The organism is Aquimarina sp. I32.4 (assembly GCF_002924285.1).
Classification (GTDB): Bacteria; Bacteroidota; Bacteroidia; order Flavobacteriales; family Flavobacteriaceae; genus Aquimarina.
Map to the genome: position 1 here is coordinate 1 of NZ_PGUB01000010.1, position 14,697 is coordinate 14,697.

Below are 14,697 nucleotides of genomic sequence, written 5' to 3' on the forward strand. Positions count from 1 at the left end.
ACAAAAAACTGTCCTAGATGTTAACGCTATAAAGAATTACAGAAATATCGAAGCACAATATCAAAAACTAATATCAACGCAATTATAAACTAGAGCCAAAATAATTAATAAAGTGTTCGTATAGAGGGGGGTAATTACTAAGTGAGGTTTTAATGCTTTGAAGCCTGTCTAGAAATTAAAGATCGGTTTCAAGCAAATACTTTGAAGACTTATCCTAAGATAGTTTATGTAAAGAAAAAATAATATTATCTACGTTATCTGGGTCGGTCTTGTTGGGCAAGAGCTTAAAATTATTTCTAATTAGTAAGTTTTTTGAGGCTTCATTATTTTGATGTGTATATGCTTCTATAGTATGTAGCTGAAGAGTTGTAAACCCGTAATCAAGTATACAGGTTAAAGCTTCATTCATAATACCTTTTTTATGAAAGGAGGTGTGTAAGTCGTAACCAATTTCTGCATTTTTTTTATCCTCAGAGAAATTCCATAAACAGATTGTACCTATAAGTTTTGGGTTTCCTTTTATGGTAATCCCCCAGAATACCCAGTCACCTTGTTCAATTCCTGTATTAATTTTATTGATAAAATGAATAGCTTCTTCTATGGTATTAGTTTTTGGCCTTTTTACATAAGTATTAACTAGTTCATCTGATCGTAAGAATTTTACTTCTGCACTATCATTTTTTTCTAATTGTCTTAATTGTAATCTATTGGTTTGTAAAATAGGGAAGGGGGAGAATTTCATTATCTGATTTTTGGTCATTACAGCTTACTAGGTAAAATCATTGCAATACAGTACTATCTATATAGAAATTAGGGTCAATAGTAATCTTATTTCCTTTTAAATCTTTTCTTTGCCATGACGCATTAGGGCGAATCCATAAAGGTGTTCCATCAACAAAAATACGAATAGGCATATCAAATTTTTCAACAATATTGGTGTATCTAAATTTTAAGGTGTCTTTTTCAAAAGTATACTCTAGAATAGGTATTCTTGTGTCTCTAAGGTATTGATCAAAAAACTGTTTTAAATCAATGCCTGTTATGGTACTTAGATAATCTTCTATTTGTTTTGTGGTAACGGTTTGATGATAAAATTTGGTATTAAGACCTCTTAGGATAGATCGCCACTTTGTATCATCTTCTACAAGTTGCCGTAAGGTATGTAGCATATTTGCTCCTTTGTAATACATATCTCCCGACCCTTCATCATTCACATTATAAGCTCCAATTATAGGTTTGTCGTTTAGGATAATTTTTCTAGTACCTATAACATATTCAGAAGCTGCTTTTTTTCCATAATAATAATCCACAAATAAGCTTTCAGAATATGCAGTAAAGCTTTCATGAATCCACATATCGGCAATATCTCTATTGGTTATATTATTGGCAAACCATTCATGTCCTGATTCATGAACAATGATAAAATCAAATTTTAACCCCCATCCAGAACCAGAAAGGTCATTGCCTAAATATCCATTTGCATATTTATTTCCATAGGTTACAGAGCTTTGGTGTTCCATTCCAAGATAAGGTACTTCTACAAGTTTATAACTATCTTCATAAAAAGGGTAGGGACCAAACCAATGTTCAAAGGCTTTCATTGTTTTTGGAGCGTCTTTAAACTGCTTCTTAGCTTTTTCTAGGTTATCTCTGAGTACATAATAGTTCATATCTAGAGTTCCTTTTTCTCCTTGATATTGCTCTCCAAAATGTACATAATCACCAATATTAATATTTACTCCGTAGTTATTAATAGGGTTGTTTACAAACCAATGGTAGGTTTTAGTTTTATTGGCATGATTTTCTACTTTTCGCAATCGCCCATTAGAAATATTCATCAGATCTTTAGGAACATTTACACTTATAAGTAAACTATCTACTTCATCATACATATGGTCTTTGTTTGGCCACCATATACTGGCTCCTAATCCTTGGCAAGAAGAAGCAACAAAGTGATTTCCATTTTGGTCTTTTTTCCAAGAGATTCCTCCATCCCAAGGAGCACGAACTGCTTCACGAGGTGCGCCACTGTAGTATATTTCTATAGCTTGGGTACTATTTTTTTTTTGAGTAGAAGAGAGCGTAATAAAATGTGCATTACCTTCTGAATTTACTTGTAATGGTATATTATTTTGTACTACTCTTTCAATTTTTAAAGGGGGTTGCAAATCAATTTGCATGACAGTATGTTCTTTGAGTACCTTATAATAGATGGTGTTTTTTCCTGAAATAGTTTTTTTATCTGGGTTCACTGCAATATCGAGGTGGTAATAAGTAAGATCCCACCATGCTCTTTCTGGAGTTATTGTACCACGTAACGAATCTTGTCTGGTAAAACTTGATTCCTGAGCAGATACTAACTGTATTTGAAAAGTAAGTAAGACGAAAAGTAAAAATTTATTCATTGTTTAATATATGATATCTTATTTATGAATTAAGTATTATCGGTAATAGCTACCTCTTATACTAATCTAGTTGATGTTTTGATACTGTTATTAGATTCAAAATACTTCAGAAGGAAATACTACAGGGCTCTCAAAACCATTCTTTCCTACTGTTGCTATCCCAAAAAAGAAATTATCAATAACAATACCATCTAATACAAAATTGTCTACATCACCAACAAATTTGCTATGATCCCAGATAGGAGAAGTAGTATCTCTCCAATATATTTTATATCCTAAGACAGTAGGGTCATTGACTTTTTTCCATTTAAATTTTGCTGCGGGTTGTACAATACCTCCAATTTTTACTTCGGAAGGAGCAGGGGGAGCCCAAGCAATGCTAGCTAAATTTATAGCGTTTACAGCAGTTAACTTTGCTGCATATTCAAAATTTACGTGTTCCACGACATCACCATAGTTAATTCCGTTTTCTTCTCTTATATTTTGATGTTGTTGTGTATAGTTTTCATGAGCTTCCATAATTCTGATTCCGGCATACCCCAAATCGTTAAATGGTCTATGGTGGCCACCTCTGCCAAAACGATCTAGTCTGTAGATCATCATGGGATTCATTTCTGGCATATATGTTTTTACATTTTTATGTACATATCTGGCTAGTTGTCTAGAGATTCCATCAACTTCACCTCCATAAAAACGTCTTCGTTTTATCGTTTTTTCAGTATCGGTAGGATTGGTAGGTTCAGAAAATATTCTGAATGATCTGTTATCAATTACTCCATCAACTCCTTTGATATTGCCAATCATATCGTTGTTGAGGATGCCTATAATATCCCATTCTTTGTTTTGTGCATATTTGGCCAACCCAGCCCCTCCAAAGAGACCTTGTTCTTCTCCTGATAATCCAACATAGATGATACTATTTTCAAAAGTATATTGAGATAATACTCGGGCAGCTTCGATTGTACCCGCCATTCCGCTTGCATTATCATTAGCTCCAGGAGCATCAGTAGTAAAATCCATAGTATCACTAGCTCTAGAATCTATATCACCACTCATGATAATATAGCGATTGGGGTATTTGGTACCTTTTTGTATTGCAACTACATTTACAACCCACGCATCATGCGGAACTCTAGTTCCCATATCTTTGGTAACAAAGTCTTTTTGATAAAATACAGAAAGACAGCCAGAGCATTGTTTTGAAACGTTTTCAAACTCTTGTTTTATCCATCTTCTTGCAGCTCCAATTCCTCTTGTATCAGAAATGGTATCACTGAAAGTATTACGAGTACCAAATGCTGCTAATTTTTTAATATCAGTTTCGATTCGATCCGCAGAAATAGTATTGATAATATCATAGACACGTTGATCAGTTTGTGAAACTAAAATAGTAGACATGAATAGTAGGGTGGCAGTGATAAATGTTTTCATTTGTGTTAATTTGATCGCCTAATTTAAATAAAAGAGATAAGTAATATGGATTTCTTAACATATTTATAAGAGGATAAGTCAATAAACCATAAGGGATAACAAGGAATAGTTAAAACATATTGATATATTTTTTTTAAAATGTGTAAGCTTTTATATTAAATAAGAAAACCCGAAGTAAAAACTTCGGGCTTTCGCAAGTTGAGTTAATTAGGCTATTGAGGGAACAATAGTCATTTGTAAATATTTTGATTAAGGATTTAATAATCCATACATAGAAAATCTAAAATTTGGAAAGCTTACATTGGTCAATTGAAATGATGGGATATCACTAAAACGGCTTTCATTCGTTCTTTGGAAATACCATCCAGTCCCACTTCTCAATAAATTCAATAAGCCTTCTACTTCATTTACTATAGGATTATTTGTTGATCCAACATAATTTAGGATTAGTCTTTCTCCTGGTATTTTATTAATTCTAAAGGCAAGTGTTAATTGATCACTAAGCCCTACAACTGATACGCCATGTACATCTGGTCCAAACTCATTCATCCTGATATCAAGAACTCGAATATTCATACTCTTAAGTAAATGTAAAAAATCAGGAGAAGTTTGTTCAAGATAAAAAGATGATGTATCGTCAAAATACAAATATCTATCGAATGCTGTATCAAAAGTATCTACATCTGATGAAAATAATGAAGGGACTAGTGCTGTAGCGACAGGGGCTAAATTATAACCAATAGTTGTATTTAGACCTCCATCTTCAGAAACTAGTGTGTTATTAGTTTCTACAAAAGTAAAATCAGTAACTTCTATGTCATTTATCTTGAAAGGAGTTAGAAATGAAAACCCGCTTTCTTTTACAGATACAGGGTATGAGGTAGATATTAATTGGCCAGTATTTTGATCAAATGTAGTTACAATACCAGTTCTTTCTATATCAGAAAAAGTAAATGTACCATTGAAAATGAGTTGATTTTCTGGAGCTTCAGAAGGATCTGTAACCACAATATTTCTTAAAAAACTGATTGTATTGTGCCCTGTAGAAACAGGGTCATAGAACTGTCTTAGCCCCATAATACGTTCTTTGTCTCTGGCATTAGCTTTTTCAAAAACGATTTTGGTAACATCATTTCCAGAATCGGTTTTACTTCTAAAACTTATTTGTTCTGCTGTAACTTCTTCAAAGATAAATTCAAACTCTGCTTCTAGTCTAAAACCATTAATTTCAAATAGATTATGAAAAGTAGAATAATTTTCAAAAACTAATTCAGGGAAATGAGCTTTTCCTACTCGATAAGTAGTTTCTAGATCTTGTGCACCTAAGGCATAATCAGATACGATTTCTACGGTATTATCCTCATTAAATTTCAAGAAAATATTATAAAAACCAACACTGTTTTTTGGGTGGTACACAAGTTTCCATCCATATTCAGCATCCGTTAATGTTTTTTTATAATCTGTTAGAAGTGCATCAACACGACTATCAATGTCTTGGTCAAATAATGGCTCTACTTCATTATCAGTGCTACAAGCCATAAAACCAAGAGTAAGGATAAATAATGTATATATTTTTATATTTTTCAACATGTTATTCCTAGTTTAATTAGTTAATACTATTTAAAAATTCATCTCTCAGAATATTCACATCTATTCCTACATCTTCTTTCATGTACTTGATGATTACATCATATTTTTCTTTGATACGAGCTTTACCTTCGTTTCTGGCAATACAACCAGGGGTTCCATCACATGTCTCAGGAGTAATATAAGTAGCTTCGAATACATCAGGCTCTGTTGTAATGATATAGGCCATAGTCTCTGCAAAATCTTCTGCGGGTGATGAAGTAGCATAAGGAGTAACCATCCCTCTTTGTAAAGCTTGTTCATCACTTAAATTAAACCAAGTTCCTGATGAAGTATAATTATCTTCAGAAATTCTAAAGAAAGACTCTATATCAAATTTAAAGTTCTGATCAATAATATGAGCAAACTCATGATGTAAGGTTCTGAATGTTTGTACAATCCAAGCTGTATTATCAGGTGTATATTCATTGGCTTGAGTAAGGGTTACTCTTACTCCAGAATCAGCTACCCCAAGGGTTATAGTACCATTGCTATTAAACAAAGGAGAACCTAAGATTACAATTTCTGCTGGAAAATATGTTCCTAAAAATTCACCTCCTTGATTTGAAGCCTTATTATAAGGCTCTATCCAAGCTTGTTTGATAAGTTCTGCTATTGGTTGTACTACATCTATACGTGGTGGTGTAGCAGATTTTGTAGGATCGATAAATTTATCTACAAATTTATAATGAATAACAGATCCATAAGGATCTCTGAATTCTTTTTTTAAGAATTGATCAATTTCTGTTGTTGATTCTGGTTCCCCGTTTTCAAAAATAGCGGTAGGCTGTAATGTTTCTTCTCTATCACAAGCTATAATGATTAGGATAGAAAATACGATAAACAACAGTTTCTGAGTTATATTTATTTTTGTCTTCATAATCAATATTTTATCTAGGGTTTGGAGTTAGTCCTAATGCGATTGCATCTTCAGGGATTTGTACAGCTTTTCTTAAGTCATTCTCAGTAAGAGTAAGTGTTTGTCCACCTTCACTTACAGGGAGTACGTGTGTTACAGAACGGTTATGACGTTTGATATCAAACCAACGTAATCCATGATCCCAAAATTCTTTCTTACGCTCGTGTAAGATCAATTCTAGAATACCATCCGCAGGAGTACTAGCATTATAAAAAGACTGAATAGCAGCAATATCGGTATATTCTGTTCCGTTATATCTTTTTACAGCCAATTGGTTGATATCTGCAAGGGCAGCATTTTGATTACCACTTAATAAATATGCTTCTGCTCTGTTTAATAAAACCTCTTCTCCTTTAAATTCTACACTAATGTGATAAGGTAATCCTGAATTTGAAGATAAATTTTCTCTGAAAAAATATTCAAAAAGTTTAGGGAAAACAGTTACTTCATCATCAGGAGAACTGAAAGGGTTATTTCTAACATCTCCAATTGATAAAGGGTTCGTAAAAAGTGCTATAACATCATTCCCATTTAATCTAAAACCAAAATTACTTCTTTGATAATTACTTGTTTTTTGAATAACTAGAGCATTACTTAGTTCTTCTGGGTTGGCATATTGTATCGCAATCGCATTAAATCCAGAAATTGAAAAATCTGCTCCGTTTTTTACATAAATAGCGGGGTTGTCATCAATAAAGAGGTTGCTATACTTGATACAGTTTTCATAATCTCTTTTCCATAAATAAAATCTGGAAGCAAAAGCCTGAGCAGCTTTTTTTGTAAAATGATACTTTTTTGTTCCCGAGAAAAATTTATCACTTATTAGGGCTAATCCATCAAGTAAATCTTTTTCAACAAAATCATAAACTTCTGCTACCGTATTACGGGTGTAAGTAGGTAGGAACTCTGTCTCAGGCTCTGTGATATAGGGTACCCCCAGATTAGTAGAAGCATTATTATTATAATGCATACCAAACATGTTTACCAACATAAAGTGGTTGTATGCTCTAGAGATAAGTGCTTCTCCTTTTATCGCATTTCTTTTTTCTGGATCTCCTTCTAGATTATCAATTACAGCAAGAACCTCATTGGTATGTGCAATTGCTTGATATGTTTGATTCCAAAAATAAGTTGGGGTATCCTGAAAAATTGCAGTTACATTATCCCAAGTATAGGTTTGTAAATCTTGTAGACGGATAGTGTTTCCTCCAGCATCAAGTACTACTCCATCTGCATTAGGAACTCCTAATGGGCCTGCCAAATCTGTATACATATCTGTAAATGCTATACCTCCTTGAGAATAAGAATTAGCAATTAGTTTTGCTGCTTTATCAACAGAATCTAATACTAGTCTGTCATCAGGAGATTCTTCCAAATATTGTTCGCAACTAAAGCTTACAATAGAAAGGACAAATAGTAATATATATGATTTTAATTTATTGTTCTTCATAATTAGTCTTTTTTTAAAATCCAACATTAAGTGAAAGAGATACTGTTTTTGGTACTGGTAATGCAGCACCTCCTGAGTTAAAAAATTCAGGATCCTGACCATTCAATGCTTTGTCAGAATACAGTAAGAATAAGTTCTCTCCCTGTAGACGAATTCTTGCAGAAGAAAGTCCTAATCTCTCTGCATAAGAGGATGGTACGGTATATCCTAATGCTATAGATCGCATACGTGCATAACTACCATCTACAACTCTTAGATCACTACTGTTGTATAGTTGATATGCATTATCACGAGCGAATACGATACCATTATTCACAAAACCATTAAGTTGACTGATTATAATACGATTATCTAAAATAGCTGGAATATTGGTTACATTTTCATCACCTGGAACAGCCCATCTGTTAATTAATTCTCCTGGTAAAGAATTAAAGTCAGTATATGCTGCATCAAAATTACTATTCAAACGTATTTTGTAATCAAATTTGAAAGAAATATTGGCTGATAAAGAAAAGCCAGCATACTCAATAGTATTACTAAAACCACCAGCTCCTCTTGGTTGTGTTGGTCCTTCATACTTCAATATTTTTTCAATATCATTTCTGTTTTGTAAGTCTATATTGGTTACTCTATTATTATCAGCATCAAAGAATGTAGGGATACCAAATTCATTAAGGCCTGCAAAACGTGTTGAATACAATGCAGAGATTTCACGACCATTTATAGGAGATCCAGAAGGTGAGATTAAATCAACTAAACGAGGATTAAACTTTAGATTCTTTACTTCTTCTGTATTATACCCTACATTAATGTTAGAACTCCATTTGAAATTTTTGGTTTTGATATTTACCGTAGATAATCCAAATTCATATCCTTCTACGTCTAGATCAGCAAAATTCCCTGTTTTAAATGCTTCTCCACCAACACCACTAGTTCTTACAGTACCAATTAAGTCAAAAGAATTACGCTTATAATATCCTATTTCTCCAGAAATACGGCTATTGAAAAGAGAGAATTCTAATCCTGTACTAAACTCTTTTAGTTTCTCAAAAGTTAAATCAGAATTTTCTAAAGAATTGATTCGTATTATAGTCTCAGCATCTTGAGGACGTAAAGGTATCCCACCACGTAGATCAAGAGATGCGCTGGTAAGAGGACCTCTTCCTCCTGATAAACCGTATGTAGCTTTTAGTTTTAAAAAGTTTACCCATTCTACATTAAAGAAATCTTCATTATCAATATTCCAAGCACCGCTAATGTTATAGTTGGTAAGGTATCTTGCTTTAGGACTTGATCCTTGTAGGTTTGATCCATCGTATCTCAATGTACCATTAATAGTATATCGGTTATCATAGGTATATCCACCATTAAAGAAAAAACCTGTAAAACGATCTCTAAAATTACTAATGTTAAAATATTGATCATTATTATCTATCAATTGATCGATAGCATCTGGATTTGTATTTACTAGATACCCGTTTTCATAAGAAATTCCAATACCAGTATATTCTCTACTCTGCCTTGTAGTAGATTTTACTTCTTGTCCCAAAAGAGCAGTAAATTGATGAATATCTTTATAGGTAGAATTCCAAGCAATAGAATTTCTCCAGTATACATAATCTAGAACATTTTCATTATACACATTAAGACCACCTTCTGGAAGAATAGAATATGGAGGTCTGTTTGGATTATCTCTATCCTGATATAAGAAAGGATTAATAGGACCAATAATATTATCACCAGCTCCAGCTCTAAAAGCTTCTGCTTGATTGGATACTCCTGTAATAATATGCTCTCTTTGCGTAATTGCTTTACGGTAATTAAAAGTAGAAGTAGCAGTTAAATTATTTGTAATTTTATAATTAAGATCAGTTTGAAATGCAATATCTGTTACATCAATATCTATATAATTATTTCTCAATTCATGGATGATATTAAAAGGAGCATAGTTCTTTCTAAAAAACTCTAAGCTCCCATTTTCATCATATGGTGTAACACTTCTACTATTTGTCAAAGAAAAACTATAAGGGTTGATTTCAAATTCACGTTGAAACTCACCAGTAAGAGGGTCTAAACTTCTGTCATTTGTTCCTGGAGTTCTTTGATTTCTAAAACTACCAGTTAATGAAGTAGCTAATGAGAAATTATCCGAAAGGTTAAATTTGGTACTTAGTTTAGTTGTATATCGTTGAGCTTCGTCTCCTATAGTTTGACCAGCATCATCAAGATAACTCAATGAGAAATAATAAACAGCATCATCACTACCTCCAGATACATTTAGAGAGTGTGTTTGTTGTAATGAGAAATCTGAGAAAAGTGTTTTGAACCAATCTGTATTTGCAGTTTGATAACGGTTGAAAAATTCATCTGATATTTGTCCGTTAGGGCCTATTTGTACATTGTTAGGTCTTCTAAGATTATAGTATTGTCCTAGTACCCCATAAGATTCAGCACGTTGCGCAGTAGTTAAATCAATTAATCCTTTTTCTACTAATTCTGCATATACAGATAATTCTTGTTGAGAATTAAGGACATTGAAGTTTGTATAACGAGGTCTTAAACGGTAAGCAAAGTTATTGTTATATTTTACACTTAATCCTCCTTTTTTACCCTTTTTGGTAGTAATTACAATGACACCATTTTTAGCACGTGCACCGTATAATGCAGTGGCAGAAGCATCTTTTAGGATAGAAAAACTATCAATATCATCAGGGTTTAATCCTGCAACAGAAGACCCTATTAATGAATTGATATCTCCAGAAGCTAAGTCTTCTTGAGCTAATTCTACATTATCTTCTAGGATAACTCCGTCAACTACCCAAATAGGGTTGTTGTTTCCATTAAGAGAAGTATTTCCTCTAATTCTAATTCTTGGTGAAGCACCAAAAGTTCCTGATACATTATCAACAACCACACCAGCATCTCTACCTTCTAGAAGTCTTGAAGCATCAGTTACACCTTCAATTTTGATGTCTTCAAGATCAAGTTTTGTAGCAACCCCTGCAAATAGACGACGATCCACTTTTTTATATCCATCGGTAATAACTACTTCTCCCAATGATTCTACAGATTCTATCAATACAATATTGAAAACTGTTTTTTTCTCATTAGCAATTGCAATAGTTTGGTTTTCAAAGCCAAGGCTTTCTATTAATAGTACATCCGCTACAGAAACTCGCATTGTGAAATTACCGTCAAAATCAGTAACAACTCCTTGTGTTGTTCCTTGAATTGACACGGTTGCACCTGGAACAGGAAGCCCATTTTTATCTACAATTTGCCCTTTAATTTCAAAACCTTTTTGAGGTTTCGAAAGAGCAGTTTGTGGGTTTTTTATAGGAGAAGCATTTGATCTTACTGGTTTTTTTACTAGTACAATTTGCTTATCCACTATTTTGTAAGAAGTAGTAGTGTTTTTAAATATTTTATTCAAAATATACTCAACTCTTCGGTTAGATACCTTTAGAGATATTTTTCTATTGGTATTAACTTCAGAGTCCTTGAAGAATACTTTGAATTCTGTTTTTTGCTGTATTAGATCAAATACTTTCTCGATTGTAAAATTTTGAACATCTAAGGAAATCTTAGTGTTTTGCGAGTATGTACTTGCGTTTATTCTAAATAGAGACAATATAATAAGTAGTATTGTTAGCCTCATTTTTAAATTAAATATTAATTTTGCCACACTATTACTGTGGTTTTGTATAATTATTTTCATACTTTTAATATGATTTAATGATTGAACCATTGTTGAATTAAGCTTACTCTAAATCGGGAAATGTTGCAGCATTTCTCGATTTTCTTTGTTTTATAGCTTCCTATTTCTTACTCATTTTTTGTTTTTAGGGGTTAATAATTATTTCACTTTCTTTGACAATAAAATTGAAGGATGTATTGCTACTGAAGGTTTTAAGCACATCTTCTAAGCTTTCTACATCAAACCTCCCAGTAAATTTTTCTTTCTTCAGTTTTTGATAATTGATTGTGATTTTCTTGTCGTAAGAGCGTTCTAGTTTTTTGACAATACTTTCAAAACTTTCATTTTTGAATAACAAAATACCATCTATCCATGCGACATAATTTTCTGTTTTTACTGTAGATATATCCAAATTCTGAGTTGATTTTGTAAGACTAGCTTTTTGATTAGGTTTTAAAATTTGATCTGTATTTTTATCAAATCGCTTGTTTCCCTTAGATATACCAACACTTCCTTCTACTAAGACAACTTCAGAAAAAGAATCATCAGTATAGGATGAAACGTTGAATTTTGTACCTAATACTTCAGTTCTAATACCATTTGTAGATACAATAAAAGGGTCTTTTTCATTTCTAGCTACTTCAAAATAGGCTTCTCCTGATAACTCTACTTCTCTAATCTGTCCTGCAACAAATTGAGCAGGGAATTTTAAAGTAGAACCAGCATTTACATGAACGGTTGTACCATCAGAGAGTACAATTTGAAATTTCTTACCATAGGGAACTTTAAGAATATTGATACTTGGCTTTGTATTTGCTATACCTTTACTTTCATTTGTATAAACAATTTTGCTTTTTTTCTGAACTCCTAATAAAATACCATCACCATTCTTGATTTCTTTAAATAAATCATTCTCTTTGATTGCTTCAAAGTCTCCATTGTCAACTTGTAATGTTATTTCATTTGTTGGTCGGTCGTTATTGAATATATCTTTATTGTAGTATAAAGCAGAGGAAATTATAAGACCAATAAAAATAGCAGCATATTTTAGATAATTATTGGTTTTATTTTTAGGGGTTTTAGTATGAGATTTTGTATTTTGTATTTGTGTTTTAAATAATGAAGATGCTTGTTGATTATCAAAATCATTTTTACTTAATTGAATGTAATGATCTGTGAGAATATATTCCTTTAACTCATTTAGATTATCTTCATCTTTTAATAAAATTTCAAAAGCGATGCGCTCCTCTTCAAACATCTCATTATTGACATATTTTATTATTTGATTTGTATCCAAATTTTTGTTTTTTTTCATGCGAATTATTGGCTTATTTATAAGTAAGACTAGAAAAAAATAAAAAACCCTTACGCTTGAAACTGTTTTTTTTATTATTTATGTAAAGTTTTTGTTAATTATTTTGTGATAGGGTTATAAATGAGGTTAAAAAGGTTGCTATAAAAAACGAAACCCAAATAGAAGAACTTAGGCGAGGGAATGAATTCGTTTATAGGCGTTTGTATGAAATGCACTATAACGAATTGTGTGCCTATATCTATAACTTATCGAGAGATAAACAACTAGCAGAAGATATCGTTCAGAATGTAATGCTTAAAATCTGGAAGAACAGAAAAAGTTTAAGGATTACTACTTCTATGAAAAGCTATTTGTATAAATCTTGTTATTATGAGTTACTTGATAGCTATAAAAGAAATAAAAAAGAACTTAATTATATAGAGCAGATAAAAAAGGATGCTTTAGAACTTTTTGTAGAAGAGGATAATGATTTTGTGAAAAACAGAATAATTAAGGTTAGAGAAGAAATAGAGAAACTTCCACCAAAATGTAAAGAAGTCTTTGTGTTAAATAAGTTACAAGGATTTAAATATAAAGAAGTAGCAGAGCAGTTAAACGTTTCTATAAAAACAGTAGAAGCTCAAATGTATAAGGCAATGACAAGGATAAAAAAATCGTTAGAATCCAAAGATTAGATGTTCTTTACTTTATAATAAACTATTTTCTTAGCATGTAAATCCCAAAGATAGGACCGATACCCAAAAATAAGTAGAGTAAAGTAGGGTCTATTTTATTTGCCAAGAATGATAATAACTGAATGCTGATAATAGTGATAGCAAAACCAATACAATTTACAATAGTTAACCCCGTACCTTTAAGTTCTGAAGGAACTGAAGTAGCAACCATAGTTGAGAATTGAGGAGAATCAGAGATCACTAACATTCCCCAGATATGCATTGCAATCAGAAATAATTCAAATGGTAATTGAAAAAGTAAGGGAGAGGTAAGGCAAAATATTCCTGAGGTTAATAGTGAATGATATGCTACTTTTTTACTACCACTATTCAACGATAGTAAGCCTCCTAGAATACAGGAAATAGCGCCAACTCCTATAATGATAAACGACCAAAAAGATACTTGAATGTCAATATGTTGTGTTTGTGCATAGGTTTTAAGTATAATAGGTACAAATGCCCAAAAAGCATATAATTCCCACATATGACCAAAATAGCCAAAAGATGCTTTTCTAAAACTTTGGATACTAAATAACTGAATGACAATCCCTAGTTGTAGCTTTGATACAAGTTTTCTATAAGGACCATCAGGTACTGTAAGCCACATTGCAAGTCCACCAATAAAAGCTAATAATGAGGTGCTGATGATAACCGTTTTATAATCATTACTCCATGAATACTCATTAATCAAATGAGGTAATGCCGTGCCCAAAACTAAAGCACCTACAAGGTATCCTAATGCTTTTCCTAAACCATCTTTATAATAATCAGAAGCTATTTTCATACCTATTGGATAGATTCCTGCTAGAAAGAATCCTGTGGCAAAGCGTGCAGTAAGCAAGTTGAATATTGTAATCTCAGGAATCAAAAGGAATAAATTACAAACCCCTCCTAGAAAAGCACAAATTATAAAAATCCGCGAAGGAGAAAATCTATCAGCAAGCGTAAGTAATGCAAATGTAAGTGTGCCTATAATAAAACCAAATTGTACGAACGATATGAGATATCCTAATAAATTAAAATCAACATCAAATTGAGAAGCGAATGTATCAACAATAGCATTGCCTGCAAACCATAATGATGTGCAAAAAAACTGTGAAATAATAATCACAGGAAGTATGTAGAACTTTGGTTTCAATAG

Annotated in this window: 10 protein-coding genes; 1 reads left to right on the forward strand and 9 read right to left on the reverse strand. The window is 32.2% G+C overall.

The features are described from left to right. Positions 1–214 precede the first annotated feature (214 nt). From CVD18_RS03480 to CVD18_RS03515, 8 genes are all read right to left on the reverse strand, one after another. Positions 215–742 carry a GNAT family N-acetyltransferase gene (locus CVD18_RS03480; protein ID WP_103864104.1) on the reverse strand — a complete coding sequence of 176 codons (528 nt, stop codon included), beginning with the start codon at positions 740–742 and terminating at the stop codon, positions 215–217. Between the two features lie 37 nt (positions 743–779). Continuing rightward, positions 780–2,405 (reverse strand): M1 family metallopeptidase, encoded by a 1,626-nt coding sequence (locus CVD18_RS03485; RefSeq protein WP_103864057.1) that lies wholly within the window; start codon positions 2,403–2,405, stop codon positions 780–782. Between the two features lie 96 nt (positions 2,406–2,501). Further along, the gene (locus tag CVD18_RS03490) at positions 2,502–3,836 is read right to left on the reverse strand and encodes a M28 family peptidase (RefSeq protein WP_103864058.1); all 1,335 of its coding nucleotides are present in this window, start codon (positions 3,834–3,836) and stop codon (positions 2,502–2,504) included. A gap of 249 nt (positions 3,837–4,085) precedes the next feature. Continuing rightward, on the reverse strand, positions 4,086–5,426 hold the full coding sequence (locus CVD18_RS03495) for a DUF4302 domain-containing protein (protein WP_103864059.1): 1,341 nt from the start codon (positions 5,424–5,426) through the stop codon (positions 4,086–4,088). Positions 5,427–5,442: 16 nt separating this feature from the next. After that, positions 5,443–6,342 carry a substrate import-associated zinc metallohydrolase lipoprotein gene (locus tag CVD18_RS03500; protein WP_103864060.1) on the reverse strand — a complete coding sequence of 300 codons (900 nt, stop codon included), beginning with the start codon at positions 6,340–6,342 and terminating at the stop codon, positions 5,443–5,445. 10 nt (positions 6,343–6,352) lie between these two features. Further along, a complete protein-coding gene (locus tag CVD18_RS03505) occupies positions 6,353–7,831 on the reverse strand; it encodes a RagB/SusD family nutrient uptake outer membrane protein (protein WP_158250381.1) in 1,479 nt (492 codons plus the stop codon). A gap of 13 nt (positions 7,832–7,844) precedes the next feature. Beyond that, positions 7,845–11,549 carry a SusC/RagA family TonB-linked outer membrane protein gene (locus tag CVD18_RS03510; protein ID WP_158250382.1) on the reverse strand — a complete coding sequence of 1,235 codons (3,705 nt, stop codon included), beginning with the start codon at positions 11,547–11,549 and terminating at the stop codon, positions 7,845–7,847. Between the two features lie 124 nt (positions 11,550–11,673). Then, positions 11,674–12,843 (reverse strand): FecR family protein, encoded by a 1,170-nt coding sequence (locus CVD18_RS03515; protein WP_103864063.1) that lies wholly within the window; start codon positions 12,841–12,843, stop codon positions 11,674–11,676. Between the two features lie 200 nt (positions 12,844–13,043). Here CVD18_RS03515 and CVD18_RS03520 point away from each other — a divergent pair, with 200 nt between their 5' ends. Then, on the forward strand, positions 13,044–13,517 hold the full coding sequence (locus tag CVD18_RS03520) for an RNA polymerase sigma factor (protein ID WP_255409411.1): 474 nt from the start codon (positions 13,044–13,046) through the stop codon (positions 13,515–13,517). 22 nt (positions 13,518–13,539) lie between these two features. Here the strand turns inward: CVD18_RS03520 and CVD18_RS03525 are convergent, their stop codons facing one another. Then, positions 13,540–14,694: a nitrate/nitrite transporter gene (locus CVD18_RS03525; RefSeq protein WP_103864065.1), complete on the reverse strand. Its 1,155-nt coding sequence runs from the start codon at positions 14,692–14,694 to the stop codon at positions 13,540–13,542. Positions 14,695–14,697 lie beyond the last annotated feature (3 nt).